The organism is Streptomyces sp. NPDC048389, assembly GCF_040706335.1.
Lineage (GTDB): Bacteria > Actinomycetota > Actinomycetes > Streptomycetales > Streptomycetaceae > Streptomyces.
Genome location: NZ_JBEZKP010000041.1, coordinates 25,284 through 51,622, shown reverse-complemented (window position 1 = coordinate 51,622; position 26,339 = coordinate 25,284). Strand labels below are relative to the sequence as shown.

General features: G+C 67.5%; 12 protein-coding genes. 4 read left to right on the top strand and 8 right to left on the bottom strand.

The genetic code is table 11. From position 1 onward, the window contains the following. Positions 1 to 39 precede the first annotated feature (39 nt). From AB0903_RS24610 to AB0903_RS24580, 7 genes are all read right to left on the bottom strand, one after another. Positions 40 to 2,034 (bottom strand): AIPR family protein, encoded by a 1,995-nt coding sequence (locus tag AB0903_RS24610; protein ID WP_366706213.1) that lies wholly within the window; start codon positions 2,032 to 2,034, stop codon positions 40 to 42. Beyond that, a complete protein-coding gene (locus AB0903_RS24605) occupies positions 2,027 to 3,037 on the bottom strand; it encodes a PD-(D/E)XK motif protein (protein ID WP_366706211.1) in 1,011 nt (336 codons plus the stop codon). Before AB0903_RS24605 ends, AB0903_RS24610 begins: the two co-directional genes overlap by 8 nt. After that, the gene (locus tag AB0903_RS24600) at positions 3,034 to 5,823 is read right to left on the bottom strand and encodes a Z1 domain-containing protein (protein ID WP_366706209.1); all 2,790 of its coding nucleotides are present in this window, start codon (positions 5,821 to 5,823) and stop codon (positions 3,034 to 3,036) included. Before AB0903_RS24600 ends, AB0903_RS24605 begins: the two co-directional genes overlap by 4 nt. 76 nt (positions 5,824 to 5,899) lie before the next feature. Then, complete coding sequence (locus AB0903_RS24595) at positions 5,900 to 7,381, bottom strand: ATP-binding protein (protein WP_366706207.1); 1,482 nt, start codon at positions 7,379 to 7,381, stop codon at positions 5,900 to 5,902. A 179-nt stretch (positions 7,382 to 7,560) separates the two neighbouring features. After that, positions 7,561 to 8,976, bottom strand: coding sequence for a hypothetical protein (locus AB0903_RS24590; protein ID WP_366706205.1), 1,416 nt, complete (start codon positions 8,974 to 8,976; stop codon positions 7,561 to 7,563). 233 nt (positions 8,977 to 9,209) lie between these two features. Beyond that, positions 9,210 to 11,108 (bottom strand): hypothetical protein, encoded by a 1,899-nt coding sequence (locus AB0903_RS24585; protein ID WP_366706203.1) that lies wholly within the window; start codon positions 11,106 to 11,108, stop codon positions 9,210 to 9,212. Beyond that, positions 11,108 to 14,563: a helicase-related protein gene (locus AB0903_RS24580; RefSeq protein ID WP_366706201.1), complete on the bottom strand. Its 3,456-nt coding sequence runs from the start codon at positions 14,561 to 14,563 to the stop codon at positions 11,108 to 11,110. Before AB0903_RS24580 ends, AB0903_RS24585 begins: the two co-directional genes overlap by 1 nt. Positions 14,564 to 15,215: 652 nt before the next feature. Here AB0903_RS24580 and AB0903_RS24575 point away from each other — a divergent pair. The 4 genes from AB0903_RS24575 to AB0903_RS24560 all read left to right on the top strand — a co-directional run bounded on the left by AB0903_RS24575 (position 15,216) and on the right by AB0903_RS24560 (position 24,947). Continuing rightward, the gene (locus AB0903_RS24575) at positions 15,216 to 16,373 is read left to right on the top strand and encodes a hypothetical protein (protein ID WP_366706199.1); all 1,158 of its coding nucleotides are present in this window, start codon (positions 15,216 to 15,218) and stop codon (positions 16,371 to 16,373) included. Next, entirely contained in the window at positions 16,370 to 19,711 is a 3,342-nt protein-coding gene (locus tag AB0903_RS24570) for a hypothetical protein (RefSeq protein ID WP_366706197.1), read from the top strand. Before AB0903_RS24575 ends, AB0903_RS24570 begins: the two co-directional genes overlap by 4 nt. Beyond that, positions 19,705 to 22,392 (top strand): RNaseH domain-containing protein, encoded by a 2,688-nt coding sequence (locus AB0903_RS24565; protein WP_366706195.1) that lies wholly within the window; start codon positions 19,705 to 19,707, stop codon positions 22,390 to 22,392. The genes AB0903_RS24570 and AB0903_RS24565 overlap by 7 nt, the downstream gene beginning before the upstream one ends. 422 nt (positions 22,393 to 22,814) lie before the next feature. Next, positions 22,815 to 24,947: a tetratricopeptide repeat protein gene (locus tag AB0903_RS24560; RefSeq protein ID WP_366706193.1), complete on the top strand. Its 2,133-nt coding sequence runs from the start codon at positions 22,815 to 22,817 to the stop codon at positions 24,945 to 24,947. Here the strand turns inward: AB0903_RS24560 and AB0903_RS24555 are convergent. Next, entirely contained in the window at positions 24,919 to 26,205 is a 1,287-nt protein-coding gene (locus AB0903_RS24555; RefSeq protein ID WP_366706191.1) for a hypothetical protein, read from the bottom strand. The two genes, AB0903_RS24560 and AB0903_RS24555, sit on opposite strands and share 29 nt — an antisense overlap. Positions 26,206 to 26,339: the final 134 nt, after the last annotated feature.

The following is a 26,339-nucleotide window of genomic DNA, read 5'->3' as shown; positions in this document are numbered from 1 at the left end:
GTTCCCCAGTGCGTCGCGTAGGAGCCGTCAGGCTCCCAGCTACGCTGACGTCGGACGAAACCCCAGGCGCAGAGCCTCACGCCGTACGTGCAGGGCCTGGACCGCTTGGGCGGCGGGGATCAGCTCGCCGGTGTCGAGTCGCTTGGCGACCGTGAACGCCAGCTGGCGTTCGGGAAGTTCGAGGTTCCCGGTCTCCTTGGCCCACTGCCCGATGGCGTCCCACTCCTCCACGGCGATGCTTTCGACCTCGTCCACGGCCTCGTCCCCGCCGACGGGCTGGGCCGCCATCTCGACCGGCTGCTCCAACAGTTCGTCAGCCAGTGTCTCTGGCACTGTCCAGCGCACCCGCGAGACGGCGTCCCAACACGCGGACTGCTTCGCCCACTCACCGACGTGCTTGTTCGCGGCGACCACGACACGCATGACCCGGGGGCACAGCTCGTCCAGGGCCGCCCTGAGGGCCGGAGTGACGTCCTGCTCCCGCCAGATGCGGTCCAGGTCGATCCGCTGGTCTGTCGCAAGGGAGAGACGGGCCATCGTGTAGGTGGTGACCAGACTCTTGTGGCTGCCCGCCCCGTGCTCGGCCGCGGCCTTGTCGACGGCCTTGAACAACAGAGCCATGGCGATCACGCGCTGGCAGTACCTGAGGTCGACGGTCGGCGTGGACTCCTCGACACGGATCATGAACTCGGCGAAGTTCTTCTGCGCACCCCGGCTGACGAAGTAGGGCAACTGCCCCCAGGAGTGGACGTACTTCGCGAGATCGGACTTGCTGAACTTCTGTCGGGTGGGACACAGCACCTTGAATTTGCGTTGCGCCGCAGGGGTGGTGGCCTTCGACAGCTCGTCGGCGTACTGGCCCCGTGCGCGTTCGTAGAACCAGCGGGTTTCCTGGCTACTTCCGTCCGCCGCGGGGGCCCAGAGCGTCCGGGTGATCCGTTCGAGGGCGACGTGGAACTCGTGGTTGGAGCTGAAGTCGACCAGGGAGACCCTGTTCTGCGTGTTCGAGAACCGGGAGATTTTCGGAACGATCTCCGCGAGGTGCTCGGGCCTGACCATGGTGAGCTTCATCTGGACGCGCACCTGCGAGAGGTCGCCCTTCATACCGACGAGCACGTGGTGGAGGGACGCCGTGGTCTGACCGCCGTTGACGATCTGCAGACCGCGCATCTCTCTGATGGCGACGTACTCCCCGTCTTCGCTCTCGACGAAGTCGACGTGGGACGCCGTGGCGGTGATGCCGTTGTTGTAGGCCAGGAAACGCGCCGGCGCCTTGAGCAGGGTGTCCTTGATGCCGCGGTTGACCGTGCCGCGCGTCTGCAGGAAGGAACGGACGTTGAGTTCCAGAAATCTGGTCCTGTGTTCGTCGTACAGCTCGGCGAGCCTCTGGCCCGGAACGACCGCGAGAACCACCGAGTGGTTCGGCTCCGAGCTCGGAGCCGAGAGGCAGGGCAGCGGGGGATCGAAGTTGACCACGATGGGCTCTCCGATCATCCCGGACGTCGCCTGACGGTGCAGACGGCTCAGATCCCATATCTCGTGGGTGACCGGGATGCCGCCCAGCTCCGTCGGCGCCGGAGCAGCCGACGTGCTCACCCGGTTGCTCAGCAGGAAGAGCCGGATCCTCGGAACGTCGGCGAGCGCCTTCTCCACGGCCTCGCACATGTCACGCACGTCGGAGTGCTCGTCGAGGTTCGGCCGTATGCTTCCGCACCGGCGGGCGAAGGTCAGCAGGCGCCTGAACAGCTTCTCCGACTCCGCCTTGGTGAGCTTGTCCTCCCACTGGGTCAGCCTGAAGTCGGTGATGAACAGGTCGAGGCTCCCGTTGGCCTCGCCCAGGCCGTATCCGTACACCTCGACACCATGGGCCTTGTGGTAGGCGGTGAAGGTGTTCGACACCACGCCGGCCAGCTCGAGGTCCTCCAGCACCCGGCGGGTGAACGTCCCCGGGATGGAGGTCTGCTCCGCCTCCGCAGTCGCCTGTGTGTCGGCGATGAGTGTGCGGGCGAAGTCGTTCAGGTCGAGCTCAGCCATCGGTTCCTCTGATAAAGGCAGTGACCTGGTCAGTCGTGACACGGTAGTCGTCGAGCGCGGACGTGCTGATGTTGTAGGTGCAGTCGCCCACCCCGGCAGGAAGTTCCGACTCGATCAGCCGGGGGAAGCCCTCACGGACCTCCCAGGTCTCCGCCTGGCGGAGGGTGTAGCGGGGTTCGTCGTAGAGGTCCCTGTGTCCCGGCAGGTAGCCGACCTGTATCAACAGGCTGTCGAGGCGTGACCTGGCTGCGGGGTTAGTGAGCCGGTGACGGATACGGTCCACCAGAGCGTTCAGGCTCTCTCCCGAGCCGCCGCGCCGCTCGTCGACGGACATCAGGGTGAGGAGCAGGGCCGGCGTGCCCGTGCTGTCGAGCTGCCGCTCACTCGCCACCCGAACGGTGCGCGGGTTCTTCGCGGTGGTCGTCTTCACCTCGACGGCCACGTCGGGAAGCTGGAAGTCCTGGTTGCTTCCACCGGGCCCGGTCCATGCCTGGACTCCCGGGGTCTGGGCCACGGACGGCAGCACGTACTCGTTCAGGAAGTACAACTCGCCGAACAGCCCTCGTCGGGTGTCGGCGGTGAGACCGTTCTTGCCGACCGTCCGCAGGAGCTGCTGCCAGGAGCTGAACCGCCGCACGGCTGCCTCGAGGGCGGTCTCCGTGGTGGGCGCGTCCTTCACCGCGGACGCGATGTCCGAGACGAGCGGGGTGAACACCTCACGCAGCTCGTCAGCCGTGAGGGACACCTGCAGCTCGTACTCGTGACGCGACTGGGCCGTGATGCACAGGTCGAGACCCGCCGTCCGCGGAAGCTCGCCGACCGACCGGACGATGCCGTCGGCCGCCCGGGCGCCGGCCTTGAGGAGCAGCATCCGCCGGCGTCCCGGGTGGGTGACGGACACGTGGATGTCGTGCGGCGACTCGGGGTACACGCGGCGGGTCGACCTACCCTGACCAGCCTGGGGCTCCTCCAACTCGAGCCAGAGCTCCTCGTCGATGTTCACTCGTCCTCGTCCTCCACGTCGTCCATCTCCATGTCCTGCTTCCACCAGATGTCGTTGACGACGTACTCCGTCTTGCTCTGGTACTGGGAGAACGGGAAGCTCACCGCGAACCCCACCAGGGGCGTCGAGGCGCCGAGGGCGCTGGAGGCCGGCGGGGCGATCGGATAGACCAGCAGCAGGGGCTGGTCGGTGCGCCGCTGATCCCGCAGGGGGCGTCCCGTCGGGACCTTCGGGTCGCGGGGCTCGCCGTTGCGGTTCGTCTTGCCCTCGGCGGCCTTCCTGACCGCAGCGAGAGCCCTTGCCTTCTGTCCCTCGTCCAGGTCGGTGCTCTCGTCCAGGGGGCTGAGGACGCGCTTGATCGTGTAGCGGCCGTCTGTCGTGGCATGGGGTGTCTTCCGCGTCACCAGACCGACGTTGTGGCCTGCGATGTCGACCGGGTTCTCGGCGGGCGACTTGCTGACGAGACGGACGGTCCAGTTCCCCAGTTCTCCGTACCGCGCGCTCTGGCGGATGTACGCGGCGATGAACGCCGGCCGCACCCGATGTGCCTTACGGTCCGTCAGGTAGGTGTCGAAGAAACCCGCTGCGATCTCCTCGGGCGGCACGTTCTCCCAGATGACGCTGCCGTTGTCCTCGTCGACAGTGGGGGCGCCGAGGGCCGTCAGACTTCTGGCGAAGGTGTCCAACGTGTCGAAGTTGTGCTGGACCACCTCCTCGTTCAGGTTGAAGATCGTGGTCTCGGCGATCTCCCCGGAGTAGCTGAGCCGGACCCGTGTTCCCTGCCGCATCTTGTTGGCCGCGGTGATTCCGAGGCCCAGGGACGAGGTCCTGACCTTCAGGCCGAACTCCCGCGGGGTGAGCCCGAGCGCGGCCATCTCCTCGATGTCCCGGCGTAGTTCGTCGGTTGCCGACGTGATCTCTGCGTAGGCGTCGACGAGCTGGGGCGTCGTGTACAGACGGCAGAGATCCTCGTAGCCGGGCCGGTAGCCGAACCAGCGGCCCATCTGCAGAAGGGTGTCGTACGTCTTCGAGAACCGGAGGTAGTAGCTGACGGACAGGCCGTCGAGCGTCAGCCCCCGGGAGAGCTTCTCGCCGCCGATGGCGATCACGGAGAGACCGTTCTTGCGGTTCTCGACGTAGTCGAGCACGTCGCGGGCGGTGCCGTTCACGGCCTTCACCGAGATCTTGCGGAGCGCGGGGAGGAGCTGTTCGGCCACGTCGGTCCACTCGAGTCGTTCGGCCTCGTCAGCGGGGAACTGCAGGGTCGAGGGGACGAAGTCGCGCTCCCACTGCTGGCGGAACTCCTCCGTGCACTGGGCCGCAGCGCTTCCGTACCGGTCCCGGAGGCTGTCGCCCAGAAGCCGGACGTAGGTGTCCACCTGCTCGCGTACGTGCCCCTGCACGGCGGTGAAGCGGGTGACGTGTACGAGCATCGAGTTGTGCACCGCGACCTGGCCGCGTGCCCGGCGTGCGGAGCACGTGAGGACGAACGAGCGGATCGCCGTCCTCAGGGAGGCGGGGAGGGTGTCTGACGGCACGTGGCTGGGCTTGTGCCTGTCGGGCATCCAGGTGTCGGTGTCCCTGATCCGTTGCACGAGCGGCAGGGGTTCCACGTCGTCCTCGTCCTCGTCGTCGGTGCGGAGACCGAAGAGCCGCTCAGGGCCGAGGTAGTTGGACGGGGCGCGGAGGGCGCGGATGAAGCTTGCGGGGAACAGGTCGCTCCCCAGCTCGTCGTGGTCGGCGTCGGGGTCGATGTAGATGTTGGCGAACGGGGTCGCGGTGTAGCCCACGTACGAGGACTTCTGAAAGCTGTTGACCAGCTGCCGGATCGCGGCGTTGATCTTCGACGGCTCCGTGTCCGGGTCCTTCGAGGTGTTGATGGAGGCGTTGTCCGCCTCGTCGTCGATCACGAAAAGGGGGATGTCACGGACGATCTTCCGGCCGGTCGCAGGGTCCTCCTCGCCGTGGACCTCGGTGACCCAGGTGCGGAGGTAGTCGATGATACGCCGGTGCTTCTTGACCACCAGGACGATCGGGAAACTGCCGATCGGGAGATTCGCCTTCGACGCCGTCTTGCGGTCGAAGTCCCCCTTCTCGGCGCTGTTGGTCAGGGACGCCGCAGGGAGCTTCTTCACATGGGACATCGCCCCGACGCCGATCTTGTAGTTGGCGCCCTTCTGGTCGGACCGCAGTTGGTACTGGGAGTCGAACCCCAGGAGCCCCTCGTCGATCCGCTGCTGGGTCTGGCTGCGCAGGTCGTTGTGGATGCCGGCGAAGACGACGATGAGGCGGTAGCCGGCGTCTGCTGCCTTCGAGGCGAGTCCGATGTAGTCACCGGTCTTGCCGGACTGCACCTGCCCGATCACCAGACCGGTACGGTGCCACTCTCCAAGGCGGCGGGGGTCCTCGAGTTCCCCCAGGACGTCGTCGGTGCTCTGGTCGAGCCGTGACACGACACGGGGCGGTAGCTTGCGGACGATCTGCAGGTAGCGCTTGTAGCGGTCCCAGAAGTCCCATTCGCGGTCGTTCTTCGCGTCGGCAAGCCACGGCAGGTGGCCCTCGTCGTTGTGCAGGGCCGACGAGGACTCCTGGAATACGGAGGTCATCGCCTCCAGCACCTTGGTCAGCTGCTGTCGGTCAACACTCAGACCCTGGGCCGTCATCACGCTGAGGGCCGTGTTGACGGCCAGTTCCACCTCGTCCGGGGTGGCCTGGTGGTCGGTGGGCAGGAACAGAAGTGCTGCCTGCGTGGCCTTGGCGATGGCGTCATCAGGGGTGGGACTCACGGGGACCTCCGGGCCGACAGATCTGACGCTGCGTAGATTAGAGGTGGGTACGGACAGTGCGGTCAGGACAGTGCGGTCACTCGTTCCAGAACCCCTGCTTCTGGTCGAAGGGTGGCATCAGCCTGAGCTGGGCTCGCGCCTCCTCCGCCGTCCGGCCCTGGCCCAGCATGACTTCGAAGACCTGCTGTGCCACTTCGAGTGTCTGCTCGTCCGAAGGCCCCGGCCCGCCGAAGGGCTCGGGGTCGTCGAGGGAGTCCGTCTCGTGCAGAACCCGCAGCGCGGTCACGGGAACGGTCTCCTCCAGAAGACGGAGGAGCGCGCGCAGGCGGGTACCGTCCCCCTGGCCGCCCTTGAGGGCCTCCTGGACGAGCGGATGACTCCTGTTGATCCTGCAACTGATCCTGCCGTCATCCCTGCGGACGGTCCAGACGTACCGGAGAGGATCCCCGTACCGGCGTGCGGCGATGCGTCCCCGGTGCCGCAGCGCGTCCGCTGCCTGGCCTCGTGCGTGCATGGCGATCCGCCGAAGGTGCCCCCGGAGGGCCACCGGCGGTACGACGCTGGCCTTCCGGACGTCCACGGCCCAGTCCGCGTCACTCTCGGCGGGGATGTCCACCGCGATGCGCGCGAGGCTGAACTTCTCCTCACGTCGCAGCCCGCGGATACCCAGCCAGTCCCCGGCCAGAATCAGACGGTCCCGTCGATAGACGTAGAAGCCCTGCTGGCCGAGCCACCCCTGAGGACCCGCTGCCGCCTGGTAGGCGGAGACCGACAGGCGCTGTGCGTTCGGCAGGACGTACGGCTCCACCCGTACGGAACCGTCTGCGAGTGGAAGGTCCTCCGCCGGAAGCCGCTGCACGGAGGGGTGGGAGGCGAGGAAGGGATCCCAGGGTTCCACCGGACTGTTCGAGAGGCGCAGTTGCCGACGTGAGGCGCCGGTGAGGAAGCGGGCGAACACCATGCCGAGGTGGGTACCTGTGCGCTCGGCTTCCGCGTAGAACTGCTGCTGCGTCTTCTCGTCGTCCTCGGCGACCTCGTCGGAGCGGTAGCCGGTGAGTTGTCTCCAGAGGACCACCGTTCCATGGGTCCTGTCGGCAACGAGCGTCTCCACCAGCGCGGTGGTCTCCGGGCCTGCACCCCGCAGAAGCCTCCACTCCCCGAACTTCTCCACGACGTCGAGGTCCCAGGTACGTGTGTGCCATGTGCCGTCGGTGGCGGTGGCGACGGTCAGCTGACGGGCCTGAGAGAACGACGCGGACTTCAGGCCCACTCCGAAGCGTCCGAGGTCCGTCGAGGTACGCGGCGTTCCGGGACCACGGGCCGCAACGGTCATCGCGATGATCAGGTTCTTCTCGGTCATGCCGGTACCGTCGTCGACCACCGAGACCCACGAGTCCCGGCCGGCCCAGGTGAAGTCGACGTCGATGTTCTGCGCGTCGGCGGAGATGCTGTTGTCGATCAGGTCTGCGATGGCCGCCGGAAGCGAGTAACCGAGGGAGCTCAGGGACGCGACCATGCCTGCGGGGTCGGGAGCTGCGACGTCGAACTCCACCAGCACGCTCCGAACCGGGTCCTTCGGCAGGCGGTCACTTCGTGGCTGCCGGTCCCGTGAGTTGGGATGTGACGGGCTCGCGATCAGTCAGCCGATGTCTCGCTCACATCGCACACAGCATTCGCATGCTGCCCCCGAGCGATCCTAGCGAATCCGATGTACTTATCGGAAACCGGACCGCAGTCCTACCGGAACCGAGGGTGCCAAAGGTCCACGGACAGTCCGAGCGTATCCAGGCGTACCCGGCGACGCCCCACGGGGAAGGACCTCTTCGCCACGTCGAAGTGCACCCCCTCGGTCGGTAGGTCGGGCCTCACCAGTACTCCCACGAGCGCGTCTAGGTCGGGTGGCGTTCCCAGGGCCTGCACGTACCGGAGGGAGGTGGCGTGCATTTCCGGCACGGGAAGGGGACGCAGGGAGAGCTGTTGCGGGGTGCCGACGCACCAGGTCCAGTCGACCGCACCGAACGTCGGCCAGCCGTGCGGCAGACGGGCCGTCGCTTCGCCCTCCCGAAGCTCTCCCCTCAGGCGGTCCAGCTGCCGGGCCGCGGAGGTGACCCAGTTCTCCACCTTCACGACCTCGGGCAGCGACAGCGCCTCGATCGGCCACTTGATCTCGAGGCACAGACCGACACGCTTGGCCGGGTCCACGACGACCACGTCAAGGTCGCCAGCGGACCGGCCGTCGGTCCTTACCGCAGGGACTCGCTCGGCGACCAGGGCGCCCGGGGTGGCGCGCAGCCAGTCGGCCCACGCCGTCGCGCGCTCGCCCTGTTCGCGTCCGATTCGACCGAAACCTCGCGGGTCGTAGGCAGCGGAACGAAGCATGATCGAGTCCACGGCCCTGGGGGTGACCAAGGGCGGACAGATGATCAGGGAGTCGCCGTGCCGTACCAGCGGGGAGGTCCTGGACGAACGCCCGGCCCGGTAGGTGAGCCTCTCCACCACCAGGGCCCGGTGGGGCTCGGACACGGCCGGGCACATCTCGGCCAGAACGTCCATCAACCGCGTGACCGGCATATGGGCGAGGGTTGTCTCGAGTCTGGAGAGACGGTGCGCTGTCTCCTCACACAGCGAGGCGAGACCCATGACCACGGCCAGGACGCGGATCATGTCCCCGGCGGTCATCCCCTCGCCAAGCGGAAACGAGTCAGGAACCTGCCCCTCGGGCACCGCCTGCCGATACGCCTCGATCGTCTCCGAGGCGCGGTCGACGGCGGCCCGCAGGACCTCCGGGGGCGGTCCCGTCCGGGAGTTCACAGGTCTGGTGGAGATCCACCGGCGCTCCACGTCGGACAGGTCCGGTAGGTGGGTGGGAACGGCGCGTTCTGTGAGGATCATGTCTGCGACCTCGACCGACGCGTTCCAGCGGTGACGCACCCGGAAGTCGTTCCCGGTCAGACGTACCTGGTAGGCGCCGGTCCGCACACCGGTCTCGAGCAGATCGAGGTGTTGGGCGGCGGCAGCGGCGAGAGTGATCTCGGTTGCGTCGGCTTCCGGGCACGGACCCGTGCCGACGGGGAACTCGTGGTGCCAGACGACGAGTTGGGCGAGGACGCTTTCCCAGGGCAGGTCGGATGTCACCCCTGCGGTGATCTCCATCGCCCGCAGCCTGGTCGCTGTCCGGAGCAGGTCGTAGATCCGCTCAGGTCCGGAACGCCAGGCCCGGTGCGCACGGACTTGGTCACGAGCGCTGGAGATAGCGTCCAGAAGGTCCAACTCGGGTTTCACACGCGACTCCCACTCGTCCACGATCGACCGTTGACAGGCCCTGTGACCCGCGACAGGGCCGGTGGTGGGGAGAGACCAGGAGCAGGGCCCTCCCCACCGGTGTTTCACAGGGTCGGATCCCAGTACCCGACTCTCGAACCGTCAGGAGAACCGAACAGGTGCCAGCGGGAGAGGTTCCGGTTCCAGGACTGGCACGCGGTCTCGGGAAGCTGGAGGCAACCGTGGTCCGCGCCCTCGTTGGTGATCATGCAGTTGGGGTCGTACAGGCAGGAGTCGTTGTCGACGGCCCGGCTCACAACCGCGTCCAGGTTCTGCTCGAGTACGGTCCGCATGGCGCCGAGGCTGAACTCGCTCCCGCCGTTGGGGTAGATGGCGAAAGCCAGGTCGTACGGGAAGAGGTACTCGGACAGGCTCGTCTCGCTGTAGCCGCTGTCCACCGCGAGGGCTCGGAGCAGTTGGTGGGACAGGGAGTGGAGCAGACCGAACAGCTCGTGGACCGGAAGATCGGGATGTCCCGGTGCCGGGCGGGTCTCGTGGGAGAGGGCCTCACCGTTGCTCGGACCGAGCTGGTGCACCAGCCACTGGGCGACACCGCCGGCGTCCTCGAGAGCGCTGCGGCTGACGAGTTCGTTGCGGACGAGCCACCGGCTCACCCGCTGCCTGTCCACCGGGAAGAGCAACGCCTCCGCCTGGGTGGGGTGGGCGTACAGCAGGGTCCTCTCGGGTGCGCCCCGCGAGGCACGCCCCCGGTAGGGCACGAGGTCCGCCTCCTCGGGGCTGAACCCGGTTCGGCTGTAGCCGATCGCAAGGTAGGTGATCGGGAGATCGCTCACCAGGCATGTGTCCTGACTCAGGCCGGCAGCGGTGAGGACCCCGGGGTACCGCTCGTAGAGTGCGCGACGGGTGGAGTTCCTGGCCTCCCGCTGGAGACGGGGAACGCTCAGGCGTTCCAGGTTGAGGACCCGCCGGTAGGTGTGCAGCTCGGCCGCGAGCCCGCGCGCGTCATCACCCTCGGTGTCGAGACCGAGAGCTTTGCCCACCCGGTCCCGCAGGTGGTCCACCTCGACCGGCATGAACCGTGATCGGAGTGCCCGTGCCTGGTCGTGCAGTCCCGCCTCCTCCATCACACGGATGCTCTCGACGACCTCGTCGGGGACGTCGACCGTGTGTCCGTCGGTGAGTCGGCGGAACTCGTCCTCGGTGATCTCCCCGAGCCACCAGCCGAGTACCGCGGCGGTGTAGAGGGGGTTGCTCTGACGCGTGGCCTCCTCGGTCGTGGTCACGTTCACAAGCGTCAGGCCTTGGCCTACGTGAGCGGTCCCCGCGGTGTGGAGCAGGGGGCTCATGTACTTGTCCGGGTAACTGCACGAGGAGTTGACGCAGCTCCGCTGCACGGGGAGGTGGAAGCCGCAGCTTATGCACTCCCATCGGAAGTCACGGAACCGACTGGCGCGGTCGTCGAGTTTGAACCGAGCGTGGCCCCGCGGACACTTGTGTGGGGGGTGCATGGGTGACATCTCCCCGCACCGATGGGCGAAGACGAACTGGAGCTGCCGGTTTCCGACACCGTTGCCGCAGGCGGGACATGCCGGAGGCCAGTCGTCGGTTCCGGGCCGGGGGTCGGTGGCCGTCCAGACGTGGCCGCACTCACCACTGGAGCACCGTACAACTCGGGGCCAGACCCGGCAGAAGACCTTGCCGGGGACGACGACCTCGTAGTGGCGCGCCGCGAGTCGGTCCTCGTCTCCGGGGAACTCCGGTGCCCGGTCTGCTCCGCCGGCGAGCGCGCGGCCGGCGGCCCGCCACCTGCGTACGAACCTCGTGGCCTCCTGGACCAGGTGCTCGCGGTCGAGCGAGGGGCCGTCGAACTCCTCGTCACGCCCGAACTGGACCACCTGAGCCGTGTACCCGCCCCGGTGATCGAACGTCTGCCCGGGACGGTACCGGTAGAGAACCTGGCCGCGACCACGGGCCATGTCGTCATTCCTGGGGTTGAACGCCATCACGACCTCCTGCCATCGGACACGACGTGGAACGGGATGCCTTCGGAGACGTCCCGGAGACTGGTCATGGGCCGGTGCTCGAGGCCGAGGTAGTCGCCCGTAGCGCGGTACCCACGGCTGTTCCCGCCGGCGAGACCGGCGGACGCACCGGCCGACCGCAGGTTGGCCAGCGCATGCTCCACCATGTCCACGAGGTCGCGTCGGAGTTCCTCCCCCTCGGGACGCTCGGACTGGAAGACCGTGTGTAGCGCCTCCAACAGCTGGGTGAGCTGCACCGTTTCCAGTCCCCCGCCGACGGGGTCACGGAGGGCCGCCTGCATCTTCGAGAGATCGTGGAGGTGGCCGGGCGCGTTGCCCTCCTGCCACCAGTCGTGGTTGGCGATCTGGAGCAGGTGGCCCATGAGGATGCCCGGGAGGGTCCTGCGTACCGCGAAACGGCTCCAGCGGTTGATGGCCACCGGCTCAACCATCCGGTCCAGGTACTCGTGGAACTTGCCGTGGTAGCGGTAGTGCGAGCGGTCCCGTTCCCGCACCGGGTTGAAGAGCATGAACACGAGGCCGTGGTAGGCGCGGCCCACGCGGGACGAGGCCTGGATGTACTCGGCCATGGACCTGGGCATCCCGTTGAACAACATGAGGTTCAGCCGGTCCACGTCAACGCCGTGGCTGACCATGCTCGTCGCCACGACCATGCCCGTGTTGCCGTTGGTACTGCCCAGGTCGTCCAGGACTCCGCGCACCTCGTCCAAGCGCGTCTCGCCCTTGAGCTCGGCCACACGGAGATCCGGGAACCCCTCCCTACGCAGGACCTCGTTGACCTGGGTGTCCAGTGAACGTCGGATACGGCCGAAGTCGACGAGCGTGGTGGCGTAGGTGAGGCTCGTACGGTAGAGGTCCACGACCGCGTGCAGTTCGTCGTCGGGCCAGCCGGAGACAGCTGCGGGCAGGTCCTGGCGCCGGTCGAGCTTCCACAGCGCCCGGTGAGCAGACGTCAGTATCCTGACCAGCGTCATCTCTGCCGTTCCACGCGTCGGCATGACTCCGACGAAGCGGCGCAGGGGGAGGCTCCGGTCGAGCCGCCAGTAGAAACTCTCGTCCAGGTTCGGCCCGGGAAGCGGAACCACCACAGACCTCAGACCGAAGAGGTGCTCGCTCTGGCGGTCCTCGCCGCGGATGGTCGCGGTGGTCGCGACCACCTTCATCCTGACCCCCCTCCCGTCGGAGCGCTGCCGGGAGGACAGGGTGCGCTGGACCTCGGCGAGCAGGCCCTCGTAGTGCCCCGAGAACGCTCCGAGTTCCTCGTTGACCATGTGCAGCTCGTCGATGATCTCCAACGAGGGAGAGGGGTCGTAGAGAGGGGTGTCCAGACGGCGGGGGGTGGTTTTCGCGTGGCCTGGCGCGTGACGTTCGTGGCACTTCCCGCCCCGGCCGAATCCGTGTGGGGCACACCAGCAGTCGACGTCGCCCAGGAGCGCGCCGAATCGGTCCGACAGCCCGATGTTGGCGAGCTTGTCCAGCGTTCCGACCACCACCGTGGGCAGGTAGCGATAGATCTCCGTGTCCACGACGACGATCGGAAGGGTCTTCCCGCACGCCTCGTTGCTGCACACGTGTTCGAGGCGGAGTCGCGACGGGTCGGGTTCCGGGATGCGGATGGACCGTTCCCCACAGTATGGACAGTCGTGGACGAGCCGGTACGTGTGCCGTGCCTCCTCGCTGGACCGGAGTCGGTCGAGCATGCCGTCGGAGAGCAGCGAGTTGGGCGTGTTGCCGCCACCGGCGTAGAAGCCGATGAAGAAGGGCCACCCCGGGTCGCCGCCGGCCTCCCTGAGCCGTTCGGCGTTCCGGCTCCGGACAGTGTCTGCCGCAGCAACTGCGTCGAGCTGCCGCTGGGTCTGCTGCAGCGTCAGCAGCCTGAGCGGGAAGCGACACCAGGCGGAGACGCCGACCTTCTTGCCCCTGGCCCGGTCGTAGAACATGCACACCAGGACCAGGCCGAGGTAGGCCTCGGTCTTGCCGCCCCCGGTGGGGTACCAGACGACGGTTGCTGCCTCGGTCGGGTCTACGCCCTCGTCGTCGCCCCAGAGCCCCGGGGCGAAGAGGTGCTCCGGATGTTCTCGCCAGGCCAGCGCGCCGAGCTGGCTGACGATGGCCACGAGTTGGAACAGGCGCCACCCCCGACTCGGCCGCTTCTGGCGCTGGTTGAGTTCCACCATGGACTCGTTCGCGAGTTGGAAGGCCGTCAGCAGACGCCTGTCCCGTCGCAGCCAGCCGACGCCGTCGCGGAAGCGTGCCACCTCCAAGGCTGCGGCCCTCCGGTCGGCGTCCTTCCGGTGGGCCAGCTCGGGCCTGTCCTGGAGATCCGTGGTGCTCCAGGCGGGGGTTTTCAGGTATGCCTCCATCTCGTCCGCGAGATCGTCCAGAACCGGGAGGGGGTCGGAGGCGAGCGTCGTGTACCCCCAGCGCTCGTCGGTCCGTGGCACGGCGCGGTGTGTGTCGTGCTGTGGCACCGGTACGCTGCGCACCGCCACAAGTCGGCCATCGTGCCACCGGGGTTCGACGCCACAGTTGTTGGCGTACGCTCCCAGCTCACCGGAGTATCGGTAGGCATCGGCGCCGAGGTCCATCACGATGGGCAGCAGGCGGTCGCCCTCGACCTCCAGCCCCGCGCGGAAGAGTGCGTTGTCCCTCGCCTCGTCCCGACGGGTACGGCCGGCGTTACTGCCGCGACCCTGGACAGTCACCACGGGGTCGGTTGCAAGGTTCTGCAGCGTCACGGTCACCCGGAGCCTTCCGGATGCCACGAGCCTCGACGTGACCACGACATGTGCGGCGGGGGACGGGACGACCGCGTTCCCACCAACCTCCTGGGCCAGCCACTGCTCGAATGCCGTGTCGTCCGTCATCGCTGCAGGAGGTACCAACCGCTCCCTGCGGTCGTTCCCGGCACGGCGGTCGATCCGCGGGTCCCGGAGAGCGAGCTGGACCGCCTCGTCGAAGGCGTGCCGGAACTCGCGTTCCAGGGTCTGGCGGAGCCCGGTCTCGTGCCCGACGACAATCTCGACCGGCCCGACCGTCACGCCCAGGCGCCGGAACAGCGGTGCAAGCCGGTAGGACTCCTCGCGCTCCCCGGCCCACTCACGCTGTTGGGCGCGGGTTGGAAGGGCCGCGTAGTAGAACGACGCACGGGCCTTGACGGTGATGGAGCTGGCGTTCTCGGCTTCGAACTCGAATCCGAGGCTGTCCGGAGTGGTGCGGCCGTACCTCGGGGCGACACCACCTGGTTCGACGGTGTGTGGGCCGAGACTCTCCATGAAGTAGCGGGCGCTCGGAGGCTCGCCCAGGCAGATGTCGCCCTGGGCCTCTCCGGTCGCGTCGCTCACCACCGCGTTGACGAGGTGCTCGACGAGCACCGTCTGCTGGGTGACGCTCGGCTGGAACGGAGGTGTGGTCACTGCGACTTCCCGTCGGATTGGGTGCGTCCTACCGACGAAGAAGGAAGATCACGGGAGGACCTGCTCCGGCAGGTGCTCCGGTCGCTCGCGCACATGGGGCGAGGGGTGAGCCGAGGTGGCTCTGAAGGGCGTGCCGACAAAGGCGAGAACGCCAAGTCGGCCCGCAGGACAAGGGTGTCCACGGGAACTCCAGGGTCCGCGAGTCAGAAGCCGCCATGGCACGACGCCATGGCCGGACGCCTTCTGCTTCTCCGAACCTCAGCAGCATCGGGTGCAGACCTCTGAAGTCACAAGCCGGTATGCCAAGTTGGGCGATTCTGTCTTGATCCAGCCCGTCCGTTACCTGAATCAGATGTCAGCTCGATCAGTTCTGCACTGACTGGTGGGCACGGTTACCTCGCCAGGTGCCAAGGCGGCTCTCGGCGTCGGGTGAAACGGTGCAGTCGACGCCGACAGACGCTCGCACGATCGAACACTCCAGCTCTGGGTTACTCATCCCGGAAATCTAATGAATGCCCTGATTAAGGATGAATTTTCAGCGACACGCCTGCTTCGCGTGCTTGTTGTCGTGCCCCGATGGACCCAGGCATCATTCCTGCCACACAAAACTCTCTGTCAAGGACACTCAGTAAAGTGAGATGGAGGAGTGACGGTGCTTGATGCTGTCTTGAGCCGACGCCGCACCACCCTGGTCAGTGCTGCCATCCGTATCGGTTACGCCTGGACGGTCCGCCGTGACGAACCGCGGGCCTGGCGCGAAATCATGAGCATGGCCGGTGTGGTCAACTCGCTTCTCGGCCCTGGCCGGACCGCGCTGACGCCGACTGAACTCGTCGACCAGCTGTCGCGGTACCCCTTGCGGCAGATCGCCCCTGAGGTGTTCGAGGACGATCCTCTGGGGTGGCTGACGGTCCTGGAATGGGACGAACTCAGTGACGACGTCTACTCCGACGGGTGCTCGGCGATCGTCTCGCTGCTGGAAAAGGGTGACCGCGGGCGGGGATGGATGCCAAGTTGGACCTGGCTCCAGCAGGAGATCGTGCAGAACGAGGCGTTCCTGAAGATCAAGACCGGTGCGAGCGACGCGGACTACGTGGCCCGCCGACGGTACGTGATCGAGTATCCGGCCGGCGAACTGGAGACGATCGCCGACCAGTGCAGCGACGCCGGGATCCAGCCTCCGGTCCGCTATGCGCCGCTCCCGCCGGACCGCGTCCATCAGGGGCGTCACTGGTGGCCGTGTCCAACGTGCCGCTGGCCCATGCGAGTCAGCGGAGTGACGGTGCGCTGCAGTTATCGGGCGCACAACGCCGAGTACGGCATCCGCAGCCTGGAGGACGGCCGGCCGCCCAAGCTCCGACCGCGTGATGACACAGTAGGCCGCCAGCCTGCGGCTCGGTTGCTGCGCACCGACGGTGGCCGGCGGACGGTGTGCGTGGAGTTGCCGGTTTGGCGGTACATCGTCGTCCCTGGCGTCGACGAGCTCGCGCTTTACAAAAAGTGGCACGGCAAGCCGCTCCTGGATGTCAGCTTGTGGCCGCACCAGGACGCCTACGACCTGAAGTTCGCCATCGAGTCGCTGCAGTGGACGCTGGCGGTCGACCTCAAGGACGTCGCCAGTGCCAGCGCACTGGCCGACGAGATCGCCAGGAAGCCGCTCGCCGCGAAGACCATCGTCCTCCCGGACCATCGGGGCATCGCGCAGCGCCAGGAGCTGCAGGACCTCCTGCCCGACTACACGGTGCTGAGGGTCGAGGACGTGAACCGGATCGTGAAGAAGAAGCTGTCCGAGGCGAGGCGGGCCCTGTGACCGACGTGCACGTTCTCAGCGAGCGTGAGTCCAGGCTCCTGCCCCGCGTGATCGCCTGTGCCTGTGTCTGCGCACAGGTGTACTTCCCCGCGGAGGGCCGATCGGGGACTTCTTTGACCGCTGCTCAGTTCCTGCTCACCGGGAAGTTCGACGCCTGGGACCAGTACGCCAGCCTTTCGCTGGAGGACCAGCACCGGCTCAGTCGGTTGTTGCGCCACCGGACCAACGAACTTGCCAACGAGACCGCGTTCCGCAATCACGCGGGCGACTACTTCCTGAGGGGTGACATCCCAGGATTCCGGCTGCTCGACGACGAGGAACAGGTGGGCGCCCACCACGGCCTCGACCCTCGCGATTGCGCCGACCGGCTCCTGACCGAACTGGACGACATCCGGGCCTCGCAGCTGGTCACCAGCCCAGTCGCGAAGCCGGGGGAGTACACCCACACGCTGCGTGTGCCGATGGCGGGACGCCAGAGCGCCCCGGTCCTCGCCTACTACACCTTCGATGAACACCACGCCCCGCCGCCGCCACGGACCGAGCGTCTGCGTACCGCTCCCGAGCTTGTGGAAGCAGTGCTCAAGGTCGAGGACTTTCTGGACCTGAACGCGCAGCTTGATGAACCGCCAGGCAAGGCGTTCCGTGTTGAGACCCTCGTCCCCTTCTTCAAAAAGATGCGGACCGGGCGGGGCGAAGCCGTCGGAAAGGCGCTGAGGCTGCCCGCGGGCACGACACGAGTCCTGAGCGCGCCCACGGGCTCAGGTAAGAGCGTCATGCTCCGGAGCTACGGATCCTGGGCGGTGCAGGAGGGGCACACCGTCGCCCTGGTCGTTGACACCAACGCCAACGCCTTGAAGCTCGCTCATGCCATCGAGCAGGACTTGAAGAAGTTGGACACCCGGGAGCGACTTGGGGTGGACCCCTCGGAGGTGGTGGTCCCGCTGATGTCGCCGAACAGCCTCATGCGGGAGCTGGAACGAGCGGTCAAGGGGTCGGAGAATCCCGAGTACGTCGACTGGGTGTTCGCCCGGATCGGATACTCCTGCCAACTGCCCGCCCTGGCCTCGGTTGACGAGGCAGTCGACACCTGGGTACCCGGCGGGGAACCGTGTACCAGGCTGACCCCGGTGCGTCCGGAACGGGGCGAACCGTACCGGAGCATGCCGGCCCCGAAGGTCTGCCCCTTCAAACAGGACTGTGGCAAGTTCCGGCTGGCCCGCCAGGCATGCTCGGCCCGGATCATCGTCACCACGCATGCCAACCTCTACGCGGGCCGGATGCACATCCCACTGGAACTGGACGACGGGACGGTGGACGAGAAGGTCAGCGTGGAGCAGTTCATCATGGGCCGCTGCCAGGTCGTCCTCATCGACGAACTCGACGCCTTCCAGTCGACGGTGATGGACCGATCCGGGCGCGGGCTGACCCTGGCATGGGGAGATCGCGGACACGACCGTCCGCTGATCGATGTGGACACGCAGCTCGTCAGTGCCTTCGGTCGTCTGCCGGCGGCCCTTGAAGAACGGACGCGCTCGAACGTGTCGGAGTGCAGGCGCTTGGCCGAGACCTACACGATGCACCTGTCCCGAGGCGATCTGACTCTCAGCGACCAACTCCCCGACGAGCCGGGCCACAAGCGTCGTAAGAGCGAGGGGAGCAGACGTTGGATCGTGCCGCAGCGTTGGGACGGCTGGCTGACCAGGCATCTGGCGGCCTTTTTCGTGAACGATTCCACTCAGGTGTCCGCCGAACCTGATCCACTGCCGAGCCCGGGCGCGGCAGCACTCCTGGAAGCCGTCTGCGATCGCAAGATCGCGTCGTATCTGCTGCCCGAGCATGTGCGGGAGTTCGCGCGGGCGATCCGGGAAATCACGGCCACCAGCGACGCTGCCGGAGTCCTGGAGCACGTACGCGGCGAGCTGTTCGAGATGCTCGTCCCCTGGGTTCCCGTGACGAAGACCCGTGCCGCAGTCATCGACCGGCTGGTACGCAGGATGTTCCTCGTGCCGCTCAGGACGATGTTGTACGGATTCGTTCACGACGCCCCGCAGCTCAAGCTCGCCGGGGTGCCGGCGGCAGAGGAGATCGCTCAGGCTGTAGGCGGCTACGAGAGCTGGCGCGCGATCCCGCACGGCCCGCTCGGGCGACTGGTGTTCGCCTTCACCGAAGACCACAGTCCCAAGTCTCCCCAGGACACCAAGCTCAGCGCTGCCGCCTTCGGCGGCGACCCCCACAGCTACATCACATCCCTCGGACAGATCACCGCTCTGGCTCAGGCGGGGCACCGGCGGGTGGTGCTCGGACTGTCGGCGACCGCCTACATGCCGGGGGCGCATCGGCACCATATTCACGCCCGGCCCATGTTCGTCGTCCCGGACGAGGGCTCCGAGGTAACCATCGACGCCCGTCCCATCCCCGGCCTGGAAGGTGAGCTGATCCGGATCTCGGGGCTGTCCGGCAAGCAGAGGCGCGAAGCCACCAGACAACTCGGCATGAAACTGTGGAGCGAGCTGTCGCGCGAACTGGAAGTCCTCGCAGCAGAGAACATGCCTGGCATTCAGGATGCGATCCTGCTCGCCACGACGTCCTACCAGAGCTGCCGTGACCTGGCCGAAGGCATGCGTGCAGCCGGCGCACCACCGGGCCTGATCGCGGTCGCGGTGCGGCCCGACGCGGACGCAGGGACGACGGACGGGCCGGAGGCCGACGACCGGCCGTGGATCGAGATCGCCGGAGACCAGCTCGAGGACTTCGGCGCCCGCGCCCACGCCCGTATCCTCATCGCCCCGCTCAAGCGTGCCGAACGCAGCCTCAACATCCTCTCGCCCGGCCAACGCCGCTCCCGCATCGGTTCCATCTGGCTCGCCGTGCGCCCCATGTCCATCGTCGACGACCCGGACGAGCTGCTGGCCCACGTAGGGGCCCGGGCGCTGGACGATCGGCGCGTCCACGCCCACCCTTGGATCGAACTAGACCGGTCCAAGAAGACCGCCGGGACGTATTTCGACGAGCTGTTGAGCAGCCGACGCTACTTCAGCGCGCTGCCGCATCGCGCCAAGAAGGCAATCGCCGCCGAACTCATCGCCTCCATCATTCAGCTGGTGGGCCGCGCCCGACGCGGTGGCACCCCCGGGCGGCTCCGGCTCGTCGACTATGCGTTCCTCGATCCCAAGGGCAACTCCGACCTGCCCAGCCTCATTCGCCAGCTCCGTGCCGACTGGGCTCGCACCGGCGAACTCGACGTCCTCCTCAGCACCAACGGTGCCGCCCTCCGGGCGTTCTTCACCTTCGCCGACAACCACACCGCCACTCGCGACTCCCTGGACACCGCATGCTGACCACCCTGGCCTACCTCCTGGATCCCGAGCGTCTCGGCTCTGCGGTGTTCTACCCGCTGAGTGAGGACTTCGCTCAGGCCTGGAGCGAACTGCCCCGCTTCCGCGACAGCGACAATGCCAAGCCCCTGCGCCCCGCCTACGCCGGCCTCGCCACGGCGCTGTCCGCCGTGACCAACCAGCCGGTCGTCATCATGCCGGACACCCTCGACCCGCCCGAGGACGATCTCGCCGTCCCCGCGGTCCTAGTCACCACCGCCCCCATCGAACCTCGCCTTCTCACCCGGGCTGTGCGCAGCTGGGAACGGCACATCCGAGGCGGAGCGGACGACAACGCCCTCGGTCCCCTCCTGGCCCAGTCCGAGAAGTACGAGCGCGCGCTCGGGTCCTTTGTGGAAAACGCGGACTCGGGACGGCCCCGCGCACCGCAGTGGTTCTACAAGGTCGCGGCATGGAACTTCGCCGCGACCGTCGCCAAGACCCCGCTTAACCTTCCCGGTGCTTCAGCTCCGAGCGGCGGACAGCGCCTGAACTGGCTCATGGACACCAAGGGCAGCCTGCTCGCCTGGAACCACATCCTGGAAGGCAAGACGGAGAGGCCGGCGAGGGTCGGCTACGCCATGCACAAACTCGACTTCCGAGTCATCACCCTGCCCGGTGAATCCCGGATCGGGATCCACGTCCTGCCGACCTTCAGCAGGCTCGCCACCCACTGGGCCAGCACGCGCACCGCGTTCGTCGCCCGCGGCAAGGACACCGTGCTGCGCCTGCCCGTCGGCCACCGCCGCACCGGTGAGGGCTGGGAGCCCTACACGCGCAACTTCGCCGCACAGGTCGTAGAAGCCTGCAAGCTTGAGGCCATCGACCTCGGCACCAACGAGACGCTGGCCACCATGGACGGCCCGGTACGCGCTCTGGTCCCCGGCCCGACCGAGCATCCGCTCGGCAAGGGCACCGGAACCCGCTTCAACCTCTATCTCGCCAACCACATCAAGAAGGCAGCCGCCAAGCTCGGCCTTGAACAGGTCGCGTACGAGCGCACCGATGTCGAGGTGACGCGCACCACGAAGGGGCCGGTCGTACGGGAGGACCTTGACCAGGCACTGAGCGGGACAGGCCACGACCAGGTTCGCATCCTCGCCCTCTACGACGACGAGTACACCCGCGAACGTATGATCACCGCCCTGACCCCCTACCTTGAAGAGCCGGCGCAGGCAGCGGACTGGGACGACAACCGCGATCACCAACTCACCGAACGGCTGCGCGTCCGCCTCCACCGCATGCCGGCGCTGGTCTCTCCCACCCCCGTCGACTGGGACCTGGAACTGGCCTTCCTCTCCGACCTGGTCGGCACCGCCCTGACCGGCGTATGGGTCGAGACGATCTGGAATCCAAGGAAGCGCACCCCTCGCCGGGGTCAGACCCCGGACCGCTACGACCCGAAACGTGACCTCCGCAGGCACTTCCACCGGCGTGGCATGGTTTCCCAGTTCATCGCCCAGCGTGCTCGGCCCAAGCCCCCCAAGCTCGAAGACGCGGCCGAGGCAACACAGGACCTGGCCCTCCAGGCGCTGGAGGCCGAACTCGAACTCCTGGCGCAGGCCGGAAGCGTCGACGGTGAACCGGCCGTTGAGGACAAGGGCGAAAAGCCCAAGCGAACCCGTCCTCGGGTGGACTACCCGGCTATCAACGGACTCCGCGATCTGTTCCTGCGCCTCGGAGCGGTCGATGGACGACTCGCCCCCGGAGTCACCTTGGACCGCCCCGCGATCCTTGTCGGCCTGCACCTACGCCAACAGCGTGTCAGTACCAAGACATTCGGAGCCGCCAACAAGACCCAGATGGTCGAAGTCCTCACAGCCCTCCATACACACCCGGATCCGCAGCAGCCCTGGCGCATGGAGATGTACAACCGTCACACGCACTCCTGGCAGCCCCTTCCGCAAGGGGAGTCCGCCTTCGGCGCGGGACCGATCGGTGTGGAAGGACACGCCCGCCACAAGGAGGGCGCAGGGCTGGTCCGCGAGCACATCAAGGCGGCACTGCGCATCCTGCCGGCCCAGACCCCACTCGTCATCTTCGTGGACACGGAAGCCTGCCGGACCATCTGGCCTGGGTTGCAGCACGCCCAGCTCGGCAACGGCCCCTTCCCAGGAGACGGCCTTGACGACGACGGCCGCCCGATCGCCGTCGTCAGTATCAACACCTCGTACGGCGAGGTCCCCACCCCAGTCGATCGCTCCGACGCCCGCCGCCGCGACCCAGAGCGGCCCGCAGCTCCCGATGACTGGCTCCACGAGCGCACTACGGCGGACACCAAGGTCACCAGTTGGTATCTCGCCCAGAAGTCGCGCACCTACGACGGTTTCGGCCAGACCAGTATCAACGGCAGCACATGCACCCGCTTCACCATCCCCGAAGAGCTTCAAAAGGCTCTGCTCCGTAAGGACTGGCACAGCTTCACCGCGACCCAGATCACTGTGCCTCGGCCGGACGGCCACCAACCACAGGACCTGGCCGCGCTAGCCGCCGCACTCTGCCACCAGTCCCTAGCCTGGGACGCCCGCACCCGCCATCCGGTCCCCCTCCACGTTGCTGGCGCGGTCGACCGTAACCATCCGGAGTACCGAGGCGTCAGCTTCGAGACCGAGACAACTGAGGAGAGCGACGAGGACGCGTCCTGACCGGTCCGACGCCGAGGCCGTCAGTCAGCTGCGGTTGCGGAGGAGCTCAAGCCCGGAGGCTGCCGCGTCGTCTGGGGCTGGATGACACGATGCGTACCAATCGGTGGGTTGTACGAGCAAGGCCGTCTCGCACACGAGGGGCGGCCCTTTGCTGAGACGGGATTCTGTGTGTTCTGTATCCCGCCGCCCTGCGAACTCACCCGTGCGGCCGAAGGAGAGGCCGCACGGGCTCCCGCAATCCGTCCTGCAGGATCCAACTGCAGCGTCTACTCACATTTGTTCCCCTGCCCAACTCGCCTCGTAGGACACGGCCTTAACCGAGGCGATGCGCGCGCCATGCATGGTCCCCCGGCTACGGTTGGTTTCCAGGCCGAGGCGTGTGATCGCCCGGTGGGCGGCGCGTGGGAACGGGGAAGCGCAGGATGCTGGAGCTCATATCGCTGGCGACGGTTACGGCAATGCTGGGGACCGTGGCTGCGGGGGTGGGTAACGAGGCGGGAAAGAACGTAGCCCTGATGATCGGCGGGTTGGCACGTCGGATCGCGGGGCGGGAGGTTCCGGCCCCCGAGCGGCCCGCCGAATGGGAGGGACTGGCCCGGCTGTTGTACGAAGGAGCGTTGCGCGATCCGGAGCACGCCCGGGGGCTGGCCGAGGTGGAAGCGGTGGTCAGCAGGGCGTTGGTCCAGGTGCGCATCCGTAATTCTCCGCAACTGCCCGACGGCCTCCGGGGCTTCGTTGATCGCGACAAGCAGATGCGGCAGCTTACGCGCGAGGCGTCCCGCAAGTTCGACGGACGTGCTCGAAGGGTTCATCTGTACGGGCCTGAGGGGATGGGCGGCACATCCCTCGCTCTGCGATGGGGCTGGCGCGAGCTGCAGCGGTATCCGGACGGGCAACTGTACGTGGATCTGGCCCGGGTGCCGGATCCTGCCATGGCCCTCCGACAATCCCTTCGCAGCCTCGGACTGGACTCGGAGGACATCCCGCCGGGGTTGGAGGAGCGGATGCATCTCTTCCGCCGGCTTGTCGCGGACCGGCGGCTGCTCATCGTTCTCGACCACGTTCAGACCGCCGCGCAGGTGACGCCTCTACTCACCTCGGCGCCGGAAGTCTTCACCATCATCGTCGCCCATCGCCGTCTTCCCCATGTGGACGCCGAACCGATCGAGGTGGTGCCGCTGCCCGAGAGGTACGCCGTCGAGTTACTCACCGAAGTCGCGGGCAAGCGGACCGTCCAGGAGGCCCGCGCCCGCGCCATATTGCCGCAGGTGCTCGCCCAATGCGGCGGGTCTCCGTACGCATTGAGGACCTTCGCGTCGCTGCTGGAAGCGCGCCTGGGAGAGGAAGAGATCCCCACCATGCCCGGGAACGAGCCCGCCTACGCCGCCGCGCAGGAGCAGTACCGCACGCTCGGGCCGACTGCCGCCCGGCTGTACCGGCTTTCGGCACTGTGGCCGTGGCCGGCGCTCAGCCCGGCTGTGGCAGGGGCCATGGCCGAGGTCGAGGAGGCCGAGGCGGCCCGTCTGCTCGCCGAGTTCGTAGAGAAGGGGCTGATGGAGGAGACCGACACCGGCCGCTACCGCTTCCGTCCCGCCGTACGTCGGCACGCCGAGCAGGCCGCCGCGCGCGAGGACGGCATCCCCGCCTGCTCCCGGGCCGTGGTGCGCGCGGTGGAGTTGCTGTTGCCGTTCGCGGTGCAGGCCGACCGCGCCGCCCTGCCGGAACGCTGGCACGTGGGCCCTCTGTTCACCGTGCTGCCCCCTGGCCCCCACGCGTCCAAGGGCCAGGCGATCGCCGCCCTCGGCGTCGAGCTGGGCAATCTCGTTCAGGCGGTATTCGCTGCTGAGGAGTACCGTCTCGGCGATACCGCGTGTCAGCTGTGCGAAGCCCTGTGGGCCCTGCAGCTCAAGGACGGACGCCACGAAGAGATCCTGCCGGCCCTTCGAGTGGGCACGAAGGTCGCTGACGACGTCTGTCCCGGCACCCGGATGGCGGGACGCATGCACACCCTGCAGGCGATGGCCCTGATCGAGTCGCGGCAATTCGACGAGGCGAAGATCCACGCGGAGGCGGCTGCGGCGGCCGAGCGACAGGCAGGGCATCTGCGCGGCCTGGCCACCGCCATCGAGACGCTGGGCCTTGTACGGCTGGGGCAGTGGAGCTTCCAGGACGCCCACGACCTGTTCGTCGAGGCGGACGGCATATGGCAGCGTATCGGTCCCGGAGACGACGGCTACGGTGACAAGCCCCGTGCCCGTGCTCTTCTGAAGCGTCACCGGGGGCGCGCGCTGAACGGTCTCCATCTCCTTGATGAGGCCGAGGAGTTGCTGGTGGAGGCTCTCGCGTTCTTCCGCGAGAAGGAGCCCTACAACACCGCCCGTACGCTCACCGATCTGGCGGACACATACATGCGTGCCGGGCGGCAGTCAGAGGCGCTGCCGCTGATCGACGAGGCGATCGACGCGCTCGCGGGCGAGAACGCCCACTATCACGTCAACCACCTCCGGGCCCTGCGTGAGCGCTGTGTCAGCGGGGACCGGGGCCGGCCTGAGTGACCGACACCTGGTGGGCGGTCTGTCCGGTCCACACCGTCAGACCGTCTGTCAGGTCTGCGGGGTCCTTGCCGAGGGCCAGCCAGGCATGCAACGCGGAGGCGTATGCGGCCGGGTCGGCTGCCTGCGGGTCGGCGTCGAGACGCAGGAGCGCTCCGTCCCTGGTCCGCACCACGCAACCGCCGGCGGCCGTGACGTACGCGGCGAGTGCGCAGCCCGGGTGGCGTTCCAGCACCTCTGCGGTCCAGTACTCGGGCGGGCCGAGCCTCGGGTCGTCGGGTGAGCCGTACCTGAAGATCACATCGGCGATGGCAAGGAGACCGGGGTCGAGGGTGTCCTCGTGCACCGCCGTGTGAGCTTCGCCCGGGCCCTGCGGTTCATGGCGCGGATCGGCGTAGCGGGTGACCGATACCTCGGTCGCGCCCAGCACACTCGTCAGCACCCGCAGCGGAGAAGTGCGCACCGGTGGGTCGTACGAGGGCAGCGGCAGTGGGTCGAGCAGCGCCGGCGCCGTGGGCTCGGGTATCCCCATGACGTCGTAGAAGACGCGGCGCAGACGGGCCGCTGCCTCACCCGGGGCGGAGGTCGTGAACTCGGCAGGGCCGCTCATGAGTTGGTGCGTGGCCAGCACCGCTTCCATCTGCGGTCGCAATGGCGCGTGCGGGTCCAGTCGTGGTGCCCTTCGTACGAAGTCGGCTACCGGCGAATCGGCGGCCAGACCTGCCAGCGGTGCGGCTCCGAGCAAGGTGGGGGTGCCGAGGGCGGCGGCATAGTACGAGACCGATCCGAAGTCCCCCACCACGACGTCCGCTGCCAGCAATGCCTGCTGCCACCCCTCCAGAGGATCCACCAGCGTAAGGCCGCTGCGTTGCGCTCTGTCCAGCCATGACCGGATTTGTCCAGGGCCATGGCCATGCCAAATATTGGGGTGCAGTATGGCTGCGATCCGGTGCTCGTCCGCAGCGAGTTCGGCGGTCAGCTTCGGCAGCAGAAACGGCAGTACGTCCTCGTCGCCGCCATCCCCGAACAGTGACTCCGGGTTCCACGTCGAATTCAACAACACGAGCCGCTGCCCGCGCTTCACGCCCAACGCTCTACGGAAGCGCTCCCGATACGGGCGTGCTGCCAGCATCCGGTCGAAGCAGGGATCTCCCGCGAGTACCGCTGTCGGGGCCGCTTCCGGGCAGGCGTTACGCAACCGCTCGATCTGTTCGGGGTGCGACAGCGCCAGCACGTCCGCGACCGGGGTGCCATCCGCCAACAGCCACTCCGGGGAAAGCCCGAAGACGGGTCCGGTCTCCGGTCTCCGGTCTCCGGTCTCCGGTCTCCGGTCTCCGGTCTCCGGTCTCCGGTCTCCGGTCTCCGGTCTCCGGTCTCCGGTCTCCGGTCTCCGTA